This is a genomic window from Vibrio gazogenes (genome assembly GCF_023920225.1).
Taxonomy (GTDB): Bacteria; Pseudomonadota; Gammaproteobacteria; order Enterobacterales; family Vibrionaceae; genus Vibrio; species Vibrio gazogenes.
Map to the genome: position 1 here is coordinate 3,004,293 of NZ_CP092587.1, position 24,381 is coordinate 3,028,673.

The 24,381-nt window shown below is 42.5% G+C and carries 21 protein-coding genes; 11 read left to right on the forward strand and 10 right to left on the reverse strand.

The annotated features are described in order from the left end of the window. Positions 1-15 precede the first annotated feature (15 nt). From MKS89_RS13455 to MKS89_RS13490, 8 genes are all read left to right on the forward strand, one after another. A complete protein-coding gene (locus MKS89_RS13455; protein WP_072958119.1) occupies positions 16-1,527 on the forward strand; it encodes an asparagine synthase family protein in 1,512 nt (503 codons plus the stop codon). A gap of 4 nt (positions 1,528-1,531) precedes the next feature. Beyond that, complete coding sequence (locus tag MKS89_RS13460; RefSeq protein WP_072958116.1) at positions 1,532-2,299, forward strand: enoyl-CoA hydratase/isomerase family protein; 768 nt, start codon at positions 1,532-1,534, stop codon at positions 2,297-2,299. A 5-nt stretch (positions 2,300-2,304) separates the two neighbouring features. Further along, entirely contained in the window at positions 2,305-3,138 is an 834-nt protein-coding gene (locus tag MKS89_RS13465) for a TauD/TfdA dioxygenase family protein (RefSeq protein ID WP_072958113.1), read from the forward strand. Positions 3,139-3,216: 78 nt separating this feature from the next. After that, on the forward strand, positions 3,217-4,368 hold the full coding sequence (locus MKS89_RS13470) for a proline dehydrogenase family protein (protein ID WP_072958111.1): 1,152 nt from the start codon (positions 3,217-3,219) through the stop codon (positions 4,366-4,368). A 3-nt stretch (positions 4,369-4,371) separates the two neighbouring features. Beyond that, positions 4,372-4,644: a 2Fe-2S iron-sulfur cluster-binding protein gene (locus MKS89_RS13475; RefSeq protein ID WP_072958109.1), complete on the forward strand. Its 273-nt coding sequence runs from the start codon at positions 4,372-4,374 to the stop codon at positions 4,642-4,644. Continuing rightward, the gene (locus MKS89_RS13480) at positions 4,644-5,483 is read left to right on the forward strand and encodes a formylglycine-generating enzyme family protein (protein WP_077316517.1); all 840 of its coding nucleotides are present in this window, start codon (positions 4,644-4,646) and stop codon (positions 5,481-5,483) included. The genes MKS89_RS13475 and MKS89_RS13480 overlap by 1 nt, the downstream gene beginning before the upstream one ends. A gap of 102 nt (positions 5,484-5,585) precedes the next feature. Continuing rightward, positions 5,586-6,443, forward strand: coding sequence for a DMT family transporter (locus tag MKS89_RS13485; protein WP_131814888.1), 858 nt, complete (start codon positions 5,586-5,588; stop codon positions 6,441-6,443). Next, the gene (locus MKS89_RS13490; protein ID WP_072958105.1) at positions 6,440-6,964 is read left to right on the forward strand and encodes a carbapenem self-resistance protein CarG family protein; all 525 of its coding nucleotides are present in this window, start codon (positions 6,440-6,442) and stop codon (positions 6,962-6,964) included. Before MKS89_RS13485 ends, MKS89_RS13490 begins: the two co-directional genes overlap by 4 nt. A gap of 149 nt (positions 6,965-7,113) precedes the next feature. Here the strand turns inward: MKS89_RS13490 and MKS89_RS13495 are convergent, their stop codons facing one another. Both MKS89_RS13495 and MKS89_RS13500 read right to left on the reverse strand, forming a co-directional pair. After that, on the reverse strand, positions 7,114-8,253 hold the full coding sequence (locus MKS89_RS13495; RefSeq protein ID WP_072958102.1) for an ROK family transcriptional regulator: 1,140 nt from the start codon (positions 8,251-8,253) through the stop codon (positions 7,114-7,116). Positions 8,254-8,294: 41 nt separating this feature from the next. Next, positions 8,295-9,170, reverse strand: a complete 876-nt coding sequence (locus MKS89_RS13500; protein ID WP_106406953.1) for a glucosamine kinase nucleotide-binding domain-containing protein — start codon at positions 9,168-9,170, stop codon at positions 8,295-8,297. 311 nt (positions 9,171-9,481) lie between these two features. Here MKS89_RS13500 and MKS89_RS13505 point away from each other — a divergent pair, with 311 nt between their 5' ends. Then, complete coding sequence (locus tag MKS89_RS13505; protein WP_072958098.1) at positions 9,482-10,630, forward strand: Gfo/Idh/MocA family protein; 1,149 nt, start codon at positions 9,482-9,484, stop codon at positions 10,628-10,630. Positions 10,631-10,709: 79 nt separating this feature from the next. Here MKS89_RS13505 and MKS89_RS13510 read toward each other — a convergent pair whose 3' ends face one another. From MKS89_RS13510 to MKS89_RS13525, 4 genes are all read right to left on the reverse strand, one after another. Further along, positions 10,710-12,065, reverse strand: a complete 1,356-nt coding sequence (locus MKS89_RS13510) for a glycoside hydrolase family 28 protein (RefSeq protein WP_072958096.1) — start codon at positions 12,063-12,065, stop codon at positions 10,710-10,712. Positions 12,066-12,164: 99 nt separating this feature from the next. Continuing rightward, complete coding sequence (locus MKS89_RS13515) at positions 12,165-12,983, reverse strand: carbohydrate ABC transporter permease (protein ID WP_072958094.1); 819 nt, start codon at positions 12,981-12,983, stop codon at positions 12,165-12,167. Beyond that, positions 12,983-13,855 (reverse strand): carbohydrate ABC transporter permease, encoded by an 873-nt coding sequence (locus MKS89_RS13520; protein WP_072958092.1) that lies wholly within the window; start codon positions 13,853-13,855, stop codon positions 12,983-12,985. Before MKS89_RS13520 ends, MKS89_RS13515 begins: the two co-directional genes overlap by 1 nt. Before the next feature lie 71 nt (positions 13,856-13,926). Beyond that, complete coding sequence (locus tag MKS89_RS13525; protein ID WP_072958090.1) at positions 13,927-15,252, reverse strand: extracellular solute-binding protein; 1,326 nt, start codon at positions 15,250-15,252, stop codon at positions 13,927-13,929. 509 nt (positions 15,253-15,761) lie between these two features. Here MKS89_RS13525 and MKS89_RS13530 point away from each other — a divergent pair. Beyond that, positions 15,762-16,361, forward strand: coding sequence for a GNAT family N-acetyltransferase (locus tag MKS89_RS13530; protein ID WP_072958088.1), 600 nt, complete (start codon positions 15,762-15,764; stop codon positions 16,359-16,361). 18 nt (positions 16,362-16,379) lie between these two features. Then, a complete protein-coding gene (locus tag MKS89_RS13535; protein WP_072958085.1) occupies positions 16,380-17,474 on the forward strand; it encodes an ABC transporter ATP-binding protein in 1,095 nt (364 codons plus the stop codon). 232 nt (positions 17,475-17,706) lie between these two features. On the opposite strand, the gene rraB is transcribed toward MKS89_RS13535, so the two are convergent. Genes rraB through MKS89_RS13555 form a run of 4 tightly spaced genes read right to left on the reverse strand, consistent with a single transcriptional unit; the run spans position 17,707 to position 24,380 of the window. Next, on the reverse strand, positions 17,707-18,126 hold the full coding sequence (gene rraB / locus MKS89_RS13540) for a ribonuclease E inhibitor RraB (protein WP_072958083.1): 420 nt from the start codon (positions 18,124-18,126) through the stop codon (positions 17,707-17,709). Positions 18,127-18,163: 37 nt separating this feature from the next. Continuing rightward, on the reverse strand, positions 18,164-19,615 hold the full coding sequence (gene tldD, locus MKS89_RS13545) for a metalloprotease TldD (RefSeq protein ID WP_072958080.1): 1,452 nt from the start codon (positions 19,613-19,615) through the stop codon (positions 18,164-18,166). Next, entirely contained in the window at positions 19,612-20,445 is an 834-nt protein-coding gene (locus MKS89_RS13550; RefSeq protein WP_072958078.1) for a carbon-nitrogen hydrolase family protein, read from the reverse strand. Before MKS89_RS13550 ends, tldD begins: the two co-directional genes overlap by 4 nt. Beyond that, positions 20,442-24,380, reverse strand: a complete 3,939-nt coding sequence (locus MKS89_RS13555) for a YhdP family protein (RefSeq protein WP_072958076.1) — start codon at positions 24,378-24,380, stop codon at positions 20,442-20,444. Before MKS89_RS13555 ends, MKS89_RS13550 begins: the two co-directional genes overlap by 4 nt. Between the last annotated feature and the right edge of the window lies 1 nt (position 24,381).

Consider the following 24,381-nt stretch of genomic DNA (forward strand, 5'->3'; position numbering starts at 1 on the left):
TAAATAGAGGTTTCCATGGAGACAGGATTTTCTTTAATCAAAAAACCCGGTGTAAATATAGACAAAAGAATAGAAACATCTTTTAATTGCAATGTAATCTCCATTTCTGATGGAATATTGTGCGTAGGAAAAAGAGAGAATTACAGCCAGTATAATGAAGAAAAAATCATTCATTTAATTGGCGATATACATAACTTGGATTTTATTAACGAGCTTATATCAAACTTGTGTTCAAATGCGAAAAATGCAGAACCTGCTCACATCATCATGATCATGATAAAGCAATTAGGTATTCAATCGCTGTCTTTACTTGAGGGTGATTTCTGTATCATCATTGAGAATAACAATTCAACATACCAAGTTATTACCAATCCATTTGGAATGAATCCTGTAAGTATTATTTCATCTCACGATGAGCATTCATTATGGATTACAAATAATCTAAAAGTATTTGCAAGTGTTGAAGGCGACAAAGCCATTCACTTCAAAAATCCGAGTCTAGTTTGTATCGATGGCCCAAGACAAAATAATTATTCTCCGATCCATAATGCAATTAAATTGAAACCGGCCAGTATTAATGAAATATCTTTTGATCGTAAAGGATATTTTTATAACAAAGTTTCAGACCTACTCTTTTGTAGCAATCATTGTGAAACAAATTTTGATGAAGATCTGCTTCTTCAAATTATTGACAATTATATACAATCACCGATCAGTGATTCGTACAATCAGTATAAAAAGGTCGGAATCCCCCTCTCTGGCGGACTGGATTCCAGCCTCATCACGCTCCTAGCAAGTGAGCAGTTTGACAATATTTATACCTACTCAATTGGTACAGAGTCCTTCAATGAGTTTCCATACGCAGAAATCGTTTCTGAGTGTCTACATACCAACCATGAAAATAAAATATTAGATGAGAAAGATATTATCAACGGTGTCATTGAATCTATTTACTACAATGAAATTTTTGATGGGCTTTCGGCAGAAATTCAATCTGGCTTATTTAATGTCTACAAAATGGCAAATAAAAACTCCGAACTGCTATTGACTGGTTACGGTTCAGATCTACTGTTTGGTGGTGTAATCAACCCTAGCAGTCAGCATGATCCAAACCAAGAATTGAGCCAATTAGTCTATAGAACTCAGTGGACTTCAGAATTTTCAACGCTTGGCCCTCGTGAATTCGGCATTGATGTCAGACACCCATTCTGGACAAGACGGTTGATTTCATTGTGTGAAAATATGAATCATAAATTAAAAATCAGAGACAATGAAAACAAATATATTCTTAGAAAATATGTTGATTCATTTAAAAAATTACCCGATGAAATTGTTTGGCGTAAAAAAATTGGTATCCATGAGGGGTCTGCTGTCGACCAATCGTTTGCCAATACACTTGGTGTCAAAGTTGATAATTATTATGAGAAGAATTTATTTACATACAAGATGTATCAGTCATTGATATTAGGCAGAATTAATATTAACGATTACAACTTAGATGAAATAAAAAAAATAATTACGGAGTAATATCATGACAATCAAAACATCTGACATTAATTCTGTCAGAGTGATTACACTCAATCATAAAAGTATTCATAACCCATTTAGTGAAGCGCTTGAAGATGCAATGAAAGCCGCTTTAGTTGAAGCAGATCATGATACCAATATCAGTGCCATCGTGGTTTATGGTGGTGATAATCGTTCTTTCAGTGCCGGCGGTGACTTCAATGAAGTCCGCAATCTGAAAGGCGGGGCAGAAGTGGATCGCTGGATAGATAGAGTGATTGACTTGTATCAAACCGTACTCAATGTCAAAAAGCCAACCGTTGCAGCAATCGATGGTTATGCGATTGGGATGGGTTTTCAATTCGCCATGATGTTTGATACCCGCATCATGTCATCCACCGGTAAGTTCATTATGCCTGAATTAAAACACGGGATTGGTTGTTCTTTGGGCGCTCAAATACTATCACACTGCATTGGCTATAACGCGATGAAGTCTATTGTTTACAGTTGTGATGAGTTGGATGCCGCCGAAGCGACTCAACTTCACCTCGCTGATTCAATAACACCGCCAGAGCAACTTTTATCAACCGCGATAAGCGAAGCACAAAAATTGTCGGCCTACCCTACGTCATCTTTCCGCTCGACTAAAAAAGTAATGAACCATGGCTATTTTGAGCTTTTGGAAACCGCAAGAAAAGAATCGAAAGAAGTTCACCGACTTTCGTTTGGTGCCGGAGATGCACAGCAACATTTTAACCGAGTATTAAAAACAACGTCAGAAATAGGAGCATAAAACCAATGGATTATGAACCAATCATGAGTACCAGCTTTGGTGCAAAAATGACCGAAGAAAGCTTTAAGCAATCAACACCTGAAGAAATCAAACAGCTTTTGAGAGAAAAAGGATTCTTGGTTGTTCAAGATATTAAACTCGATGCCAATGATTTCCGGGATTTTTATACCGCCTATGGTGAAATTGTTGAGTATTCAGAGGAGCGAATCGGGGTTGGATTTGGTTATGTCGATACACTCAAACTCGATGGTGAAAAAGGAAAAATTGTCACCGGTCGAGGACAATTACCACTCCATGCGGATGGTGGATTACTACTCACGGCTGTGGACCATGTTTTTCTTTATTCTAACACCATCGAAAACATGAAATTCAGAGGTGCGACAACCGTTGTCGATCATGTTCTTGCAAACCAAGAAATGCCGAACCACCTGAAAGATATACTTGAAAATGAGACATTCCAAGCGCGTGTTTTAGAAAAAGGGTATTACTCTGATGTCTCACCGGAAGGTTGGTTTGATGTGCCAGTTTTTACAGATTTAGGCTGGATTAAAAAAATGCTGATTTATTTTCCATTCCATGAAGGTCAGCCAGCAAGCTGGGAATCCAGAATCGTTGGTTTTTCACAGGAAGAAAATGACAAGTTCTTCAGAGAACTTGAAGCGTTCTACAAGCAAGACCGATATTATTACAAACATTATTGGAAAAGTAATGAACTCCTCATCATGGATAACCGAAGAGTCATTCACGAAAGAGAAGAGTTTCAAGATGACAATATAGTTCGACGTCTATATCGCGGCCAAACATCTGAAGCTGAAGAACTAGCTGAATTATCTGCTTAAAATAATAGAGGCAAGCAATATGCAATATAGTGCTTGCCTTATTTTTTATAATGATAAATATCTCATGGAGAGACATTCATGTATTATCGACACTCAAATTTAGAATTAATATTTAAATATTTTTCATCTGTCATTTTATCCAACCGATATATTGGCGTTATATTCGTAAAAATATTTAAATGGTTAATCACTAAAGGTGTCCGTTCAAAGTTCCATGAAATTATATATAAAATATATTTTGGCGGAGAAAATATCAAGGAAGCGATTGACACATCCGATAAACTCAGCCGAGATGGAACTGCCAGTTTACTCGACTATGCTGTCGAAGGTATTGATCACTCATCTGGGTTCCAAGCTGCACTCGACAATACAATAAGATTAATCAAACTATCGAGCCATAATAAACATCTCCCATTTGTTGTTATTAAGCCTTCTTCAATTGGTTCTAGTCTGATTTATCAAAAGATATCTCAACGGCAATGCCTTTCGGCTGGTGAAATCAATGACTGGAACCAAATCAAGCAACGTTATGAAGATATCTTTCAATTTGCATCTCAACATAATGTAAAAGTCATGGTCGATGCGGAACAGTCTTGGATTCAACCCGCCGTGGATGAGCTGGTCATTCAATCGATGAAGAGATATAACACCACCCAAACCGTGATTTATTTAACGATCCAATGCTACCTTAAGGATAAATTGACATTTCTCCAGCATTGCTATCAAGAATCTATTCAACATCACTTCAAAGCAGGTATTAAATTAGTTCGCGGGGCCTATTTGGAAGATGAGCGAAGACATTGTACGGATATAGCTGAGTTTCCTATTTTTTCAACAAAGGAAGAAACTGACAATAATTATTCATCTGCTATTGAATTTATTGCCAATAATATTAAAAACTTTTCTCCTTTCTTTGCGACACATAATAATGAAAGTATTGATAAAATAGTTCAATACCCTGTACTCTCTCATGCTTGGTCTGGCCAACTTTATGGGCTTTCTGATCATTTAACTCTTCGTCTTAAACAATATGGATTTAAAACAAGTAAATATGTTCCCTATGGCCCGATGGAAAGCTCCCTTCCCTATCTACTGCGACGAATTGAAGAAAATTCAATCTCTACACAATCTTTCATTGAAGAGCAAGAAACGATTAGAAAAGAGATAAAAAACCGACTATTTCATAGAAAGTCATCTTCAAAATTAGATCAATTAGATAACAAGAGATAAAGAATGCAAAATAATAAATGTATCATCAATGAAGAAATAATTGAGTTTCCTCTTGATAAGGAAAATTCAATATTAGACACTGCATTGAAACATGGCATTGATTTACATTATAATTGCCAAGCCGGATTTTGTGGTCGATGTAAAGTATTATTAAAAAAAGGGCAAGTAGACATGGATCACTCCGGTGGTATTTCTCGGACAGAAATAAAAGAACGCTACATTTTAGCTTGCTGTTCCACGCCCCTGACTCCAATTGAAATAGAGGTTGTTAATTGATGCGTTACTTATTATTTTTATGCATTTATTCTATCAATTTTTCTGTCTTCTCATCGACTAAAAATATACCGAAAGTAGAAGAGTCCCTTGTTCAAGCAGGAGACTATTACGTTGGTGACGTTTTTGGTCAACAACCGTATGAAAAGCACACAAATGTGACGATAAAGTCTTTCTATATCATGCAAAATGAAGTGACACGTTCATTGTTGGATCAGGTCAAAAATTGGGCAATCCAGCATAGTTTAGTGAAAGGCGATATGATTAAAGAATCAAATAAAGAAGAATCAAATATAGCTGCTGCGAATGTGTCATGGTGGGATGCTATTATTTTCTCAAATATGATCAGCCGTTATTATGATCTATCTCCTTATTATTTAGACAAGTCAAACCATCCTATTTTTGAACGCCCCGAAGATGGAATCGTCACAGTCGATGATTCAGCTTCCGGTTATCGTCTTCCTAGTATTTTTGAATGGCAAATTGCAGCGCGAGGGGGACAAGAAGCATTAAAAAATCAGACCTATGGAACATTATTTGCCGGTTCAGATCAGAGAGATTCTGTGGGTTGGTTTCCAACCGATGATTTATCACAACAAGAAATGCCTTATCTTGTCAGACAGAAAAAACCGAATGAACTTAATCTATTCGATATGTCTGGCAATGTTGCGGAATGGACTGGAGAAGCCTTTAATCTCGATGACAATAACATCCTTTACTTCTATTGCGGAGGAAGTTTTATCATCAGCGATGACTCTCTGGCAAATTGTGATATCCATTCCCGCGGTCATAAAAGACCTGACTTAGGTTTTCGATTAGTGAGATATGCCTCGCAGCCTTGAACATCCCACAACGGACACGGTGAGAACTCTATTTTGAATCATGCCTACAAATATTATATTGGCGTACTAATTGCTGTCATCCTATGGGGAAGCAATTTTGTAGTGATAAAAATCGCACTACAACAAGTGGATACATTAGCGCTACTCTCGATTCGTTTTGTGTTGAGCACCATCATTCTTGGGGGGATCTGCCTTTTTAGACAGCAAGCAACCACACCACTGTCATTGAGAAACTATGTTTTCCTTTTTTTCCTTGGGATACTCGGAATTGCGGGGTTTAATCTGGGGCTGTTTTACGGACTCAATGACACATCACCTATCCATGCGTCACTGATTGTGTCTCTTTCACCTTTGATGACCTTATTTATTGCCAGTCGATTTAATATAGAGCGAGTTAATCTGTCTCACATTATCGCCCTTTTACTCTGTATGATTGGCGTTGTTTTAGTGATAGGTTCACCACTGGATGATAGTCAATTTATGATTAAGGGCGATTTGATTATTTTTGCAGGCACACTGTCGTGGAGTGTCTATACCATTTTTTCAACGAAAATAAAATCTCAACTAGAGCCACTTCAGTTAACATTCCTTGTGATGCTCTTTGGTTCAATTTGTATTGTCTTGCTGAGCTCATTTCAGCTGAATTTGTTCAGTGTATTGACAGAAATAAACACTCAGACTTGGGGGCTCATTCTATATATGGCGATATTTACAACCTGTATTCCTCACATCTTATGGGTTCACTCCGTAAGAAAAATCGGACCAACTGAGTCTTCTTTGTTTTTCAACTTAATCCCTGTCTTTGCCGCTATATTTACAATTTTTACCGGTTTCATCCCAGATCAATACCAAATCATCGGTATTATCATCTCGTTTGCAGGATTAGCGCTCCCGAACCTATACACCTATCTCATGAATCGCTCTCATTTGTTAACTAAAAAAGAGGCGATCAACAAATGAGATATCTATATTTATTCATACTGTTGTTACACCCTTTTAATACTTACGCTGCGGCCACTTTTTTTGAACTCAATAGTGGCTTAAATCACTTGGACTTAAACTCAGATGGCATCCTTGATGCTGTTTTTTATTCGCGGTTTGATAACAACACATCTCATCCGGATCCGACACTCTCGGTTTATATCAAGAATAGCGACGCAACCTACTCGATTGTACCGACACCGGTAGGTGACCGATTTACGCTATTTGGTATTAATGTCTCTGTTTCAAATGTCTTGGTGAGAAGTTTTGGTTTTATCAAAACATCAAAGAAGGTCTATCTGGTTGTTGCAGTTAAATCCGGGGACTCACCTCACTTAAAGCAACACTTCAAATTCAAACTTTATCAGATTGAGAAGAACTTGGAACACCCGGGCATTCCGCTATACGGCTGGGTCCAAACATCGGAAAAAGTCAGTAAAGACAAATATATGTCAGCAGATGTCGCAATCCGCGAATGCCCCCGAACATGTTTTGAGTAACCGGAGCTATAAAGAACCTTCATCGTCTTCGAGATACAGAGCATCTCTCATTTTCTCATTAAAAGAAAAACTCGGAAAATATGTGAATTGCCATCCGATAAGATTCTCACTTTTGGATAATGTGGAACGACTTGGACAATAACAACAAATCAGTTTGCCTGTTTTTCATTATCTATCTCACTAGCTAACATATCCAATAATCGATTAACTGCAAAACCGGCGGCACCTTGTGCCCACATCCGTGATTCAGTGAGAAAATGAAGCGGCGTCACCTGAGGCGTGACACGCAGTCGGTATTTTTGAAAGCTCTGAAGAACTTGATCAAATAAAATACGCGATACCGTTTGAGGCTCTGTGGTCAAATAAACAATATCCGGGTCAAAGGCAATGGATAAATTCGCCAAAGACACACCGAGGTGATGTCCTGCATTCGTCAGAGTCTCAATCGCCATCGGGCTCGGATTAAGCTCTAGCTCTTGTAAAGTGCGTGGTGGATTTCGTTTATCAATATCTGGGTCATGATCCAACAAATACTGCAAAATTGCCCGTGACGAGGCCACGCTTTCTAATTCTCTTTCAGAACCATCGCCCAACAACCCATTCCCTATTTCACCGGCATTACCATGACGACCACGATACAACTGGCGATTAATAATAATCCCCGCGCCGATGCCCTGACCAAAAGTAGCAAGAATTGCTGACGAGGACTGCCCAATCTGGCCAAATACGACCGAAGCCAGCGCTAATGCATTGGCATCATTCTCAATAAATACCGGAATCGAAAAACGCTCAGTCAACTGCGAAGCAATATCGACATTATTCCAATCAAGCAAAAATGAACGCAAACAGCGGCCGGAATCAGGATCGACAACCCCTGATATAGCAAGGCCAATGGCACCGATGTTTCTATGTGACGCAGTCGATTTCATAAACTTAGCTAACGCATCACCAAGCTGCTTTGGTGTTAATTTGCCGATTGAAATCTGTTGCTCACCAATCAAAGTACCGGCCAAGTCAGTCATCACAATAAGATTACGCTCTGTATTAAGCTGAACACCAATCACACATGTAAAATCAGGGTTGATACCCAACAGCGTTTTCGGTCTCCCCATTGAGACCTTACGTAATCCTAACTCACGAATAATACCTTTGTTCAATAGCTTATTCGTCGCTTGGGAAACAGCTGACATACTCAGTGAACTACGCACTTTCAAGTCTGACTGACTGATTGAAGCATGTTCAACAATCAAACGAAGTAAACGAGTAGTGATGGATGGTGGTGTCGGCATAATTAAACTCAAAATTATCTAGTGGTTACGGCGTTCGTGCATTATATGTATTCACAGGACAAACGCGACAATATCAATGCGCCATCAAGCGCATCACCTTTGGCATCGATTAGAACCGCCTGATTACGAGGTGATAGCCATGGCACAATCGGCTTCGCCAGCCCACCCATCAAAGTCGCTCCGTTCTCACCTTGATGTGTTAAATAGTCCAGCATTTGATCTATTTCACTTGCAGTCTTTCGCACAAGTTGTGTTGCAACGACATCTCCAAGTTCAGCGTAGTGAAAAATTGTAGGCGAAAACTGGCCCCAATCAGCTGGAGTCGCGTTGGTCGACCAAGTAAGCATTTGTTCTGGCGAGTTGTCAAATTGACTCATTATTTTTCGAGTTAGGGCTGTCGGTTCAATTAAATTCTCATGAGCTTGTAGTGCGCACCGAACCGCCCGGCGTCCTAAAATCGCACCGGATCCTTGATCGGCAAGACTAAACCCCCAGCCTCCGATTCGACTAAATTGCGTACCATCCCATCTCACACCTTGACTGCCCGTACCTGTGATTAGCACAGCACCGCTTTCACCTAAGTGACCGCCAACACAAGCAATTTCAGCATCAGACACGACTTTCACATGTGCAAAACCTTTAAGAGCTTTTTGAACACACTGACGATAGGACTCAACGTTGGCTCCCGCTAAGCCAAGTACCACACTAGTACAAGCAGAGGATTCAAAAGGCAAATTGGCCTGTAAGTAAACATCAGCGATCAGACGGCTTACGGTTTCGAATGCTTTATCAAACGCAGAATAGATATTAGCTGAACCCGCGACACATTCAGCGAGAATCTCACCATCAACATTCATTAAACGAGCTCGACATTTAGTGCCGCCACCATCCACACCGATAAAATATTGACAATCCAAATTGTGTTTCCCCTTGATACATGGTTGAAATGGGTCACCTGCCATTTGTAACCTTTAGCCAAAATAGATAAAAACAACTCCAATATCAACAAAAAAGATTTCATATAAAAAAACTAAATAAAATAAAATAACTTTAAGATATTGATTTATATACATACATTAAAAATCACACCAAAAATAACTCATTAAAAATCTTTATTTACTTTTTTTTGTGAAGTAAATGAGATAGATTAAATAACATTCATCTATTGGTACTATTTGTCTTACCAGAACTGAGCTCGGCTCATCACGTAACTGGTCAGGGAGGAAAAATGAAAGTAGGGATAATTGGATTAGGGCATCGCCTTTCTCACGTCCTTAGAGACATGAATAAAGCGGACCCAGACTTTTCAATCACAGGTTATGTCGACCCGGCGCCAGCCGGACTACCAAATTTACACCAATTTGGCATAGAGCCCGGCCAGTCTTATGAAAATCTTGACGCAATGCTAAGTGCCGGAGGCTTTGATTTGCTGATGGTGGGCACACCCAACTTCATGCATCTTGAGCATATTCGTGCTGGTCTACAAGCAGGTTATACCGTGTTTACGGAAAAGCCGGTGGTCATCAACCAGGAACAAAGCCTTCAGCTAGCCAAACTGGTGAAGGAATACGGTGAAGATAAAATTATTGTGGGGCTGGTACTACGCTATTCTCCGTTATATCAGGATTTAATCATCGCGAAAGAACAAGGTACACTGGGCGAAATCACCTCGATTGAAGCGACCGAACATATTCCTCCCCATCATGGTGCCTTTTTCATGCGAGACTGGCGCAGAATGGAGAAATACGCCGGACCTTATATTTTAGAAAAATGCTGTCATGACATCGACCTTTACCAAGGGCTCGTTGGTGAGCGTCCGGTGCGCGTTGCCAGCTTCGGCGGTAAAAAATCATTTACGCCCGAACATGCACCGACAGGAGCCGTTACCGTAGATTCTGAGATGTACCACACTAAGCCCAGCGGCTGGAATAGCACTGACGCCGTATTTGATAGCGATGCTGATATCATTGACTACCAAAATGCCATCATTGAATATCAAGGCGGCGCCACACTCTCGTTTCATGCCAACTTAAATGTCCCTGATGAGTTCCGTCGTTTTTGCGTGATCGGTACCGACGGAATGGCAGAAGGTGATTTTGTCCGTAACTTTTTTAAAGTCCACGATGCTCGAACCACAAACTGCTTAACCGACAAGCAGTATGAAGGCACAGCTTATGATGGTCACTACGGCTCAGATGAATTAATGGCACAAGAAGTCGTCAATCACATGCTTCATGGTACACCGCTTAAAGTTTCTGTTGTGGATGCTCTGGAAGCGGGCTTAACGGCTATCATGATCGACCAAGCAAGAAAAGACAAAACCGTCATCGATATGACGGAATGTTGGGCTGAATTCGATAAAGCACTTGGGCGCTAACGATTTACGGTTAGCAAAAAACATGTTCGAAATGAAGCCGCAGCACTAAGCTGCGGCTTTTGTTCTATCTACACAAACCTTATATTTGGACGTCCCCCTTCAAATCGTGCACAAAGACGACTTGTTCCGGATTCCAACTTGAGCCTTCTTGCTGAGTAAAGCAGCAAGACTCTAACCTGATCTCCGTCTTACAGATGTTATGAGCAAACACGGCTGGTAATCCATTTGGGTAGAGCCAAACGCCCCAAGGACGAGTCTGTCCTTCTAATATGGTATAGGCATTGTCCATCCCTGAATTATCACTTTGATGAGGGTTACATGGCGGACGAACGTCATAAGTGCCACGATCGGGGTGATGGTGCCCAAGCTGAGCTTGACTGACATTAAACAAACGAATGTCTTTAATCAGCCCTGCCTGCTCGGCATGGAAGTTAATCGCGCCCTCTGACCGAATCGTAATATTAGACATAGTAATATGTTTAATGACACCACAAGGGCGAGCGGCTTGACGTCTTTTTGCAGTGATATAAATAGAGTCAGCTTTCCCCCAATGACATGGCGCTGTAAACTTGGTTTCGATTGAAATATTGTCAAAGCTAACATTGCGAATATCCCCACCATCACGAGAAACCAACGCTAAGCCTCGATTTGAGTCACTGATAATGCAGTTGCTAAATTTGATGTTTTTGAAATCATTGAAACTTTCAGTGCCTATTTTCAACGCAGAGCTATGCGAGTGAATCAAGCAATTATCGACTAAAATATCTTCGCATGCCTGATCCATTCGAGCAGCCTTACGACTGGTTTTAAGGCACACGCCGTCATCGGCAGTGTGTAACTGACAGCCACTAACGATAAAATGGCGGCAACCATCTAAGTCAATCGCATCGGTATTCGTGTATTTAAAGCTATTTTTCACCTTCACATTGCTAATCCGTCCGTACTCACATGAGACCATATGCAATGTCCACATTGGCGAATCAATAATGCTGATGTCCTCGATCACCACATCGCGACACTCTTCAAAAATAACAGTACGAGGCCTTTCAGCATCTGGCTTACGGTAGCCAAGTTCATCTGCTATTTCAGCGTTATAAGCCGGTGCGTTACCATTGATCTTACCTTGCCCCAAAAGCCCAACATTTTGTTTGCCTTTGGCAAAGATAAAACCGTAGTAACTCCCTTCAGCGGCGACTTCACTCACCCCCGCAGAAAAATCGCTATAATTGGGAGAAGCAATTAACTCCGCCCCAGCACTTAAATACAGTAATACATTGTTTTCTAGGCAAATACTTCCACTTAAATAGCGCCCCGGTGGTACATACAAGATACCGCCACCTTGTGCGCTCACCGTTGCAATAGCCCGCCGAAATACGTCAGTATTTAAGTTATGCCCATCGGCAATTGGGTGAAAATCATTAAGATTGGTATACATGATAATTCTCTTTGCTTCCTCGGCGCTGCTGAACTTTCGTGGTTGAATTTCGTTCAATCTGAACGGGCATTGATCACGGCACGGGTCAACAGCCCCGAATTATTTCACCGCACCCTCAGTGACACCACTAATGAATTTTCGCTGGAATATCAAAAAGATAATAATAAGCGGAAGAATAACAATCATGGCACCAGCCATCAGAACAGGGATGTTTATAGTATTCCTGTTCTGAAAAAACATCATGCCAATAGGTAGTGTGCGCAATTCTTCTTTATTCACTAATACCAACGGGATGAGGAACTCATTCCAAGTCCAGATGAATAGCAACAGCCCCAACGTTAATAAGGTCGGACGAATAGCCGGCAACAAAATTTTCCATAAAATCGTAAATCGTGGCGTGTTATCCATAACTGAAGCTTCAATGAGCTCTTTCGGTACTTGATTAAACGCAGTCGCTATCATCAAAGTACTAAACGGTATCGAAAGTGCTACCTGAGGCAAAATAAGTGCTAAACGGGTATTTATCAGTCCGAGCCAGTGCATTTCATGATACAGCGGAATCATAAATGCCTCAGAAGGCAAGACCATGCCAAGTGCAAGCAACAAAGCAAGAAAAGGCTTCCCGGGCAACTTCAAAAACGCGAATGCAAACCCAGATAAAGTACCAAGCGCCATACTGGCAATCACAACCGGAAATACGATCAAAAGCGAGTTCACAAAATATGTTTTAAAGTGTCCTTCCTGCCATGCAGACACATAGTTCTGAAAGCTAAAATGTTCTGGAAGAGAGAAAAAACCTTGCAGCATTTCCGATTGAGACTTAAACGATGCCGATAACACCAATAAAAACGGTGCGATGGTCAAAATGGCAAAAAACCACAGTAACATGCGAGATAGCATGGGGTTATTCGAGGTCATTAATGTCGCTCCCTAAGCACAAAATGCAGAAATCCATTTACCGCAAATACAATCGCCATACTGACTAAGGCAACAGCAGAAGCATACCCAAAATGGTGTAAATCAAAACCCTGCTGGTACATATACATATTCGTAATTAAAGTTGATGTTCCCGGACCACCTTGGGTCATCACATAGATCAGATCAAAAGCTTTCAGACTGGCAATAACGGTAAGAATCAAGGCAACACGCACTTCTGGCAGCAATGCTGGTAAAGTAATACGAACGAATTTTTTCCAGTGCGTTGAACCATCCAGTTCTGATGCTTCGTGAATTGACGGATCCATACGTTGGATGCCCGACATAAAAAGAACCAAACAAAAACCGAAGAAATACCAAACTGCAACAAAACCAGTTGCCGGAAGTGCCCAATCAAAATCCCCAAGCCAAGCTTTGGCCATTGACGGCATACCAATATATCTAAAAAACTGATCAATCGGTCCAAATGCTGGGTTATAGAGCCAGCGCCAAACCACACCCAATACTGCCATCGGCATAATATAAGGCATGAAAAATAAAATTCTCATCATGGTGAGTTCTTTTTTATTTTTCAATTCGTTGAGAAAACTACACAAGACCAGCCCCAAGCCAATCGGTATTACGGTGTAAAATCCCATCAGTTTGACATTGTTACCGATCGCTATCCAAAATTTCGGATCATTGAAAATCCCGATGAAATTTTGCAGACCGACAAACACAGGATAGCTACCGCCATCCCATTCTGTCACGCTAACACCCAGTGAGGTCATCAGTGGGAATAAAAGAAAAACGCAATAAATAAACAATGAAGGTAATACATAGAGCGCATTTCTTGTAATAGAAAGGTTAAGCATGGTCACAATCCCTGTACGACAAGAGGCTGGCTCGTAAGCGCCATGCGCTTACGGCCTCACTGAGATAAAAACTATTGGTGAAGAGACTTCATATAACTTTGGTAATTTTCATCTAGATGACTCGACAGTTGCTGTGGTGTAACTCTGTCCGCCATTAACATCTGTACATTTTCATTCAGTGTAGCCAGCATACTTGGCGTAGACCAGTCGACGTAGTGACCCAGTGCATTATCCTTGTTCACTTGGACCCAAGCTGTATAAATATCACCAAGTAATTGATTATCTTCTGGTAAAACGACTTTATCAGCTTGAGCAGCAGGAAGAAAACCATGACTTAACCAATTCGCTGCCACTTCGCTTGAAACAAGATAATCGATAAACTTCGCAGCAGCTTGTTGCGTTTGTTCAGTGTTAGCGGTAGTGGTAATTGAGAAAGGTAAATCCGTGCCACCGACCATTAAAGGTTTGTCGACGCCATCAAATTTAGGCATGCCAATAAAATGGATATCTTTGTTCGCTTTAAACTGACCGGAGTACCAAGTACCGCTGATGAAGAATGCCGCTTGACCATTTTGAAATAACGTTGCTGCGTCATCCTTACCAATCCCTTGGAAACCTGGGAAAAAATAACCTTTTTTATTCCAGCTTTGCATCAACTCTGCAGCATGTTCAAGCGCTGCATTTTTAAAAGTACCGCCTTTGCCGTAAATCAGCTTATCCAGAGACTCACGTTTGCTAGCATCAATCTGGCTTTCCCAGATAGCACTTAACATTTGTTGCCCGGCGTTACCATCAAGCAACCCAAGTATGATTGGAGCGATACCTTTTGCTTTGAGTTTAGCCATATCCGCTTCAAATTCAGCCATTGTTTTTGGAGCGGTAAGGCCGGCTTGATCAAGCAAAGCTTTGTTATAATACAAACCTATCATTTCGCCCAGACAGGCAACACCATACAACTCGCCGTCACCAAACTGACCACTTTTTGACCAGCGATTCCGTTTTAAAATCGATTCAGGGAAGCGGGTTGTCCAGTGGTAAGTTTTGTCAAGATCGTCCATTGGTACTAACAAATTTTGCTTGACCAGAGCCCCCATATCTCCAACCCCTTGGTTAACCTGAGCAACCTGAGGACCGTCACCGGAGGTCAGCGCAAGTTTTAGCGGAATACGCATATCGGCAAAAGAGTGGATCGAACGTTCAACAGTAATATTTGGATTCTGCTTACTAAAGGTCTTAATCGCATCTTGAATCACAGCCGATTGACTGGGGTAATTATATATATCCCATGTATCCACAGCCGTTTTGGCTTGAGTCGAAAACGCCAAGCCTGACATAACAATCGGGGTGATTAGCGCACATATTTTCTTACGGTTAAAAAAGGGGAATTTACGATCCATGTGGAATCTCCAATAACACAACTCATCATTTCACTAGACGAACCAAATCTTACTTCCTGTACGAGCTTTCGCCTAACCCACAAATAGACTTACTTCTTTTCATGAACAAAGTAAAGCTTTATTTCAAAAATGTTAACAAAATTGTTGTCACGTCAAACTATCCATCAACCAGGTGAATATTCGATTTATAGCACCTGCTCCACACCGCCATCCTTTCGCCCCCCGACAAAGGTGTTTACCTTAGAATTAACATATAACTTATTGTTAATTTATATTTTTCCTAATATCCAAAAGAAATAAGTTTGGTTCTATATCAGAGTCAACACTGAAAATCACATCGCTTCCCAGAGAATTTTTCATTTGAAATACCCGCTTGAAAATGAACAAAATTTCGCCATGTTGCACTTTACATATCCGTAATTAAATCTTGCTTAATGTTTTTATTTATTATTTACTGAGAATTAAGTTGATTAACATTCACTCGTAAAGTACAGAAAAGGAGTTCTGTAATGTCAACCCGCTGTTTTATTCGTCAGGCTCGCGTAGAAGATGAAGAAGCCCTTTATCAAATTTGTCTTAAAACCGCTAAGGCAGGTGATGACGCCAGTGATGTCTATAGCGACCCTCACTATCCCGGTCAACTATATGCAGTGCCTTATGCCCGTTTTGAACCTGAATTAGCATTTGTCCTCATCTGTAATGAACAAGTGGTCGGCTACGCCGTTGCTACTTCAAATACTCGGCAATTTGAACAGACTCTAGAAAATAAGTGGTGGCCGGTACTGCGTCAGGCATACGCAAATCGCGAAGAGCAAAAGCCATTTGACCATAAGGTACTGAATCAAATTCGTCATCCTCATGTTGCCGCCCAAGAGCTGGTATCAAAGTGGCCTGCACACCTACACATTAACTTACTTCCTCAAGTACAAAGTGGTGGATGGGGAAGTAAGCTCATCAGTGCTGTGGTTGATGTCCTTCAGAAAAAGCAAGTCCCCGGGGTTCATTTAGGTGTTAACCTACAAAACGAAAAAGTATGTGAATTTTATAAAAAACAAGGATTTATCCATATCATTCGCAGTAATGCGATCTATATGGGTCGCGAACTGTAATGCATAGGAAGGCAGAAAATGGCAAAGCTTGAACTTATCGGCATTAGAAAAAGCTGGGATAATCAGGAAGTCATACACGGCGTTGACTTAAAAATCAAAGATGGCGAATTTATTGTATTTGTCGGCCCATCAGGATGCGGAAAATCAACCTTATTACGTATGATATCCGGACTAGAAAAAATCAGCGAAGGCTCTCTAGTGATCGGTCGCAAAGAAATGACGAATACCCCAGCGGCGAATAGAGGCATTGCGATGGTATTTCAGTCATACGCACTGTATCCCAATATGTCAGTCCATCATAACCTCGCTTATCCGCTCGAAATGGCCAAACTACCTAAAGCAGAGATTGAACAAAAAGTTGCCGAAGTAGCAAAAACACTGCATCTTGAACCAATGCTTGACCGGCTCCCCAAAGCACTTTCCGGCGGTCAAAGACAGCGTGTGGCGATTGGCAGAGCCATCATCCGCGAACCTGACATCTTCTTATTTGACGAGCCACTATCTAACCTTGACGCTGAACTACGCCTCCAAATGCGGATTGAGATAGCCAAACTGCATGAATCTCTGGGGACAACCATGATCTATGTCACTCATGATCAGCTAGAAGCGATGACGTTAGCCGATCGCATTGTCGTACTTCGTGATGGAAGAATTGAACAAGTTGGCTCACCACTTGAGATCTACCATAACCCGAACAATATATTTGTTGCCGGATTTATTGGCTCACCCAAAATAAACTTACTTCCGGCAGAAGTGGTCAATGCCTACCAAGGCCAAATACAAGTTCGCGTACCTGCTCTTGGGCTTGATCACCTTATTTTTAGTCTGGAAGCTCCCGTGAACGAAGGCCAGAAAATTTCTATTGGTTTCCGACCGGAACATATTATTGACGACATCAATGATGTTGCAAATAGTCAAGTATTTAAAATGCCAGTGGCCTATAGCGAGCATCTTGGACATACCAATTACCTTTACCTTAATGTGGGTGAAGAAGATATGTTTGTCGTTGAATCGCGCCAAACCGAAACTATCGCCAATCATAAGCTAGTCTCGTTTGCTGTAGATCCGCAAAAGGCACTGATATTTGATGAAAACGGTTTACGACTTCGCTAATGTCTCAGCGTAATCGGATTACAATACATAAAAAAACCAGCGATCATTCGCTGGCTTTTCATTCTTATAGAATGGCTATGACTCAAATCTCGGCCTTCTCTGAGCCCAGTGATTCTCGCTGAAACTGCATCTTGAGGTCATTTGGGTATAGCTCTTATTATTTTCGATTAGATATAAAAAACCTTGCTTTGCAGCAAGGTTTTTTATTTGAATATTCATCTAAATCAGATCATTATTCATCGTCGTCGTCATCATCATCGGGATACAGGGCATCCTCACCTTCGTAGTAAGTCCCCCAACCGTCATAGATAATGTCGAACTTCTCAGCCAGATGGATTAGTTTTTCAGCCTGCTCATCAATGGCTTCGGCATTCAGCGCTGACTGCATTGTTGCGTCGCAGCAAAACAGTATTTCGCCATCTTCTTCATCTTCAACTTCTTCGGCTTCCAACACTTCAAAACCCATCTTAAATGCTTCAACTGCGACTTTTTCAAGCTGCTCAAAAGTTTCAGCAAACAGGTGGTGCTCTATCTCATAGAGCGCTTCGGGGTCACTACCATCTTCCAATAGTGCCTGAATAATTTCTCGGGTATCTTCTTTCTGTAATTCGATTAACGACTCAACAGAAACATAATCGTCTTCATGGGACATGTTCATACTCCAGCTTGATATTTAAAAATATTGATGATTAATCCGTCCCACCAACAGTAATTGCATCGAGTTTGAGTGTTGGCTGTCCGACACCGACAGGTAAGCTTTGTCCGGCTTTACCACACACACCAACCCCTTTATCAATTTGTAAATCATTACCGACCATCGAGACTTGTTGCATCGCTTCAATTCCGGAACCGATTAAGGTCGCCCCTTTGATAGGTCGAGTAATTTTGCCGTTTTCGATCAAATAGGCTTCAGATGCAGAAAAAACAAACTTTCCGGAGGTAATATCCACCTGACCGCCACCAAAGTTTGGTGCATACACACCCTTTTCAACCGTTGAAATAATTTCTTCCGGTGTATGCTGACCGGGAAGCATATATGTATTGGTCATTCTCGGCATCGGTAAATGGGCATAAGACTCCCGGCGACCATTGCCGGTCGGTGCCATCCCCATCAGGCGTGCATTCAATTTATCTTGCATATATCCTTTCAGCACACCATTTTCGATCAGGACATTATACTGTCCCTGAACCCCTTCATCATCAACATTCAATGATCCACGGCGATCTTTTAACGTGCCGTCATCGACGATGGTACAAAGATCCGAGGTGACTTTCTGCCCGATCTTACCGGCAAATACCGACGATCCCTTGCGATTAAAGTCGCCTTCAAGCCCATGACCGACGGCTTCATGTAGTAATACACCCGGCCAACCGGCTCCGAGAACAACAGGCATAGTACCCGCAGGTGCGGCAACCGCTTCGAGATTGACCAGTGCCTGTCGAATCGCTTCATCAGCAAATTCATAAGCCACGGACATGCCGTCTTGCCCAGTCAAGAAGTAGTCATAACCGACTCGACCACCGCCTCCGGCACTGCCTTTTTCACGACGATCACCTTTTTGTGCCAGTACACTAATGGATAATCGCACTAACGGCCGCGTATCTCCGGCATATGTACCATCGGAAGCAGCAATTAAAACTTGTTCATAGACGCCGCTCAGACTGATCGACACTTCTTGAATCAGCGGCTCTTTGGTGCGGATATAAGCATCCAACGCTTTCAGTAATTCAGTCTTCTGTTGCTTTTGCCAGCTATCAAGCGGATTATCCATACCGTAATAATCCTGCGTATTGCTGCGAGAAAATGGCCGGACCCGATGTTGACCACTTTGGCCTTGCTGAGCAATCCCTCTTGCTGCGGTTGCACTCTGCTGCAAAGCCTCTTCGGTCAACTGGTCTGAATAAGCAAAACCGGTTTTTTCACCACTGACCGCCCGGACACCAACGCCCCGATCAATATTGAAAGATCCGTCTTTAATCAAACCATCTTCCAGAACCAGCGATTCATGCCAACTGGACTGAAAATACAGATCCGCATAATCGATCTGCCGAGCCATCATAGTCGACAACGTTTGCTCAATGAATTGTTCAGAAAGCCCGGTCGGATGAAGCAGTGCTTGTTCTATATGTTCAATTGTCATAATTCGCTCTTTTGTTCCAAAAACTGATTGCTAAATCTTGTATGCGATAATACCGGCATTGAAGTTCTCACCTGAGCCAACAAATCAAGATCAATATCGGCGACCAATGTCGCTGCGGTTTGTGCCAGACTTGCCACGATCTCTCCCCAAGGGTTAATCACCATGGAGTGCCCCCAAGTTTCCCGGCCTCCCTCATGGACGCCCCCCTGATTGACCGCGACCACCCAACATTGGGTTTCAATCGCTCGGGCTCTCAGGAGTATCTCCCAGTGAGCCCGTCCGGTCACAGCGGTAAACGCGGCCGGAACCAATATAACCTGAGCACCTTGCTGGCGTAACATAGAATAGAGATGGGGGAAACGGACATCATAACAAATCGAAAGCCCCAACTCACCAAACGGTGTGGACGCGAGCCGAACTTCCGAGCCGGGAAGAAAGATATCTGACTCACGATAATGACAGTGTCCATCGGCGACATCAACGTCAAACATATGCAGCTTATCATAAGAGGCGACGAGCTGACCGTCAGCGGAATACACCAGCAGAGTGGTCGTCACTCCCTGTGGCGTTCTCACCGGAAAACTACCAATGACGAGCCAGACTGAAAAGGCTTTTGCAATTCGACTCAAAGCATCCTGTAAAGGGCCGCTCCCCAACACTTCAGCATGATGATGATAGTCCTGTTTAGAACCCAAAACGATGGCATTTTCCGGTGTCACAATCCACTCAGCTCCCTGAGCAGATAACGCTTCAACCTGTGTTTCAATCCATCGCATATTGTGCTCCGGATCAGATCCGGATGTCATCTGAATTAAACCGACTCGGCTCATTGGGTTGCTCCTTGTTTGTGTTGCTGTGCTTCTTCTCGTAGTTTTTCCGGTAGTTTGAACTCACCTTTACTACGGGAGATCTCTTTCACAACAGGGCTGTCAATCGGCCCTTTCACTTCGTAATTGACTTCTGTGAATACCTCAACCACCGGGGAGATCACCGTTGTGATGGCCAACACATAGATTGCTGTCACCGGGTTGACCGCAAAAGCACTGAGGACAGGTAATCCTGACGTCACATCAGGCACAAAATTCACTTCAGCATCAATGGTATTGGCGTTCAGGTCAACCATACCTTTAATTTTCATATTGCCAGCCAAAGCATCCATCTCAATATTATTGGTCACGAACACACCCTGTGATATTTCTCCGCTCCCTTGAATTGAGTCAAACGACATTCCCTGATCAAACACATCACTGAAATCGAGCTGCATCTTACGAATAATAGAATCTAAACTAAATAATCCCAGAAAACGTGCCGCACCACTGACATCGGAGATACTGCCTTTACCAAGTTTTGAACTGACCGAACCGCTGAGGGTATCAACCTGTGCCGCCCACGGAGCGCCATCCCATGACATCTGCGTCTTGATCGAGAATGGGGCATTCTGAATCCCCGACGTGATCCCAAAACGTTCCATCAGATCACTATTGTTATCGCCTTTCAAATCCATGTTTAACACAGTATGGGACTGTTTCCCATCCAGTGTCCACTGACCATTGGCATGAATTTCATTACTTCCGCTGACGATATCAATTTTCTTCCATGCCAGTGTTTTCCCCTGTCGCTGGAAGTCCATGTTCAAATGACCAACTTTATACCCTTGAAACCAGAAGTCTTTGATCACTAATGTCAGGTTTGGCATCAACAGATGAAACTGACGATCAAAATTGGTAATCCGACGCTCATTTTGACGGGATTCATCAACAAATAATGAATCATGCTCTTTGCGCTTTTCCAATGCAGGAACATAAAGATGCAGTTGATCCAAAGCCACACTCAAATCATAGGGCGCAATATAATTGGCTTTCCCTTTCACTTCTTGGCTCTGGAGGTTCATACGCCAGCCAAAACTTTTATGTCGGGCAAGAAAATCCACATCATGCCATTCCAGTGACGCCAGTGTCAGATCTTTCACCTGCAATTCAACATGATCCGGTACCGGAATTTGTGGCATTGACATCGCTTGACGGACATTGGTTTTCGGTGCACCAGAAGACGCTTCTTCTTGGGTCAGCAAGGTAATCCATTGATCGAGATCGAAATGGTCCAGACGGATGGTGGCTGAATGGCCGACAATCGGACTGACTTTAAAGCTCCCGTTCCCCAGAATCAGGTTGGTTGCCGTGAGCACTGGCTCGGATTGTGTGACATCGATTTCTGTCTGATACTTGCCATGAGGCACCTGAAGCCGGGCACTGATTGTTTCCTGATTACCAGAAATCTGTAGGACGCCTTTCCCTGATTCCTGAGCCTTTTTATTGAGTGGATAAGGATACAGACTGGCTATCGCTTGCAAATCAGTGTTCAAGTTTGCCTGATAAGAAAAACCAATATCATTGAGTTGAATATCAACGCCCATCTCCCACGGTGCATGCCCGGAGAGCGGTGCAATCCATTTTTGGCCGACATAAGATGCCAAGGGCGTGACTTCCCAATCGCCGACCGTATCGATATGAACATTGTATCCCTTGCTGCTGCTTTCTCCCTGAAAATCCCATGTAACAGGTTGACCGAGCATCTCCCCCTGCAACGATGACGCAGTGACTACATCATTATCAAACCGGATACGTCCGGAAACTTTGCGTAAATCAAGTGGCGGGGATTGAATATCAACGCGGTTGTTCTTGAGGTCAGCCCAGCCCCATGCTCTCGGCTCTTGGTGGCTTTCAAAAGGAATATTGAGCTGAAACTCAGATTGAATCTTGCCGTTAACCTGCACAGTCGTTAATGCGGCACCGACCGAATGAACCAACGGGGTCGATGTCATAAAGTCACGCAGCGCATTCCCTTGGGCTTGGGCTTTTGCTTCAATTTCAATATGGCCCGAATGCATTAATGCCGGTATCCGTCCGGTTATCCGTAGCGCGTTCACATCCATCAGATGCGCCTTTCTCGAATCAAGATACATGGACTCATTCTGAAACAGCAGATTTAGCTGTAAATCGGTTAAAGGTGGCCATGCCGTATTGTAACTGAACCGGGCATTTTTCAACCCGACCCAAGCCTGAAAAATACCGTTATTACGCTGATAAGGAAAATCCTTGAGACGCCCGTACCACAATATTTTCGCCGTTTTAACCTTCCCGCCCTGAATGGCAGTCGACAGATAATCGGTCAACTCATCGCCTAATGCCCGGACCGGCAAATAACGCCATGTTTCTCCGGCTTGAAAGAGATCAACTTCACTATATAGTGACAGTAACGGACTCTGATCATGGAAAACATCCAGTTTAAATTGACCAACAGTCTGTAAATCCGGCGTGCGTACGGCTACGTGATCTGACCATAAGGACCAGCCATCCGCCGTAGACTGCCAGACTAAATTAACCTGACCTTTTTGGATAATCAGCGGTGCCTGAAACACATCACCGTAAGGGAGCGTGTCATCATCCAGATTGGCACGAATCACCGCTTTATCGGTGTTGCCACGGATACTTGCCTGAAGATGATGCACTTCTGGCAATAAATACCACTGCTGAATCGCGCCTTCGGAAAGTTGCGCGGAATATTGTCGGATGCCCTGCATATCACCGGCTAAGCGAATATCATGCAAGGTACCTTCCGGTTTCAGTTGTGTCAGCACTCCTTGCAATTGCTCTGACAAAGGCATCCGTTTAATCAACGGCACTAATGAACCGATGTTAATCTCACCGATATTCATCAGCCAATGATCAGGCTGCCATTTCATCAAAAAATTGAGTTCCGGCCATTGGGTCTCGTCTGTTTGCAATACCACAGACTGAGCTTGAATCACCATGCCATCTTGCTTCGGAATCAGCCGGAACACCCCTTCTTGCATATGTAAACGGTGTTGTTTACTTGTCGCTGAATCTGCATGTTGAGTGGATAAATCCGACCAGAACAGATCGGAAGGACGAACCTGCACATAGCCATCTTTCGGGGTATTGTGTTCGAGCGTCAACCAGCCATCAAAACTAACCTGCCCACTATGAATACCTGTCTCTTTTTTCAGGTACTGAGTCAGCCATGGACCAACGCTAATTTTGTCCGAACTGACATAGAACTGGCCAGAAATATCATGGAATGAGTCAAAATCTTCAAAGTCAGCACGAACAGAAAGAGAGTTAATACCGGTATTGGTGACACTGACCACGCCTTGGGCCTGATGGTGGTGACCATTATTCTTCCATTTCAGTCTGGCAATTTCCAACTGTCGGACATCACCCGAGATTGAACGGTAACGAATAGTCGAGTCCAGAACCGAAAAATCATCAAGTTGACGCAGAAAAATATTGTCCAGATGACGAATGGTTTCCTGTTGTACTTTCTTTTGCTCTTGGGAATCATTGGATGACTGTTGTTGAAACAGATCAACCGAACTCACATCTAGTTTTGACTGGTGAATGACTAAGTTGGCAATCACGGGCTGCCATTGCAGCAATGATTTAAATAAATCGAATTCAATATCAACCCGATCCGCGGCAAAATGAATATTCGATTCATCGGGTAAATGCGCTCGAAATCCCGTCAAAGACAGAGATGGGTGACGGTTACGCCAGAATCCTTGTATATCCTTCACAGAAAACTGAATTTCAGCCTGCCGGTTCATCCATTCGGTCATCGGTATCTGATACTGATTCATATGAGGTAAAGCTACTCTCAAAGCTGAAATCAGAATCGCAAGCAAAACCAACAGGCTTAATAAAAGCCATAATGATGTCCGAACAAGACGAGAAACTATAAAACGCACA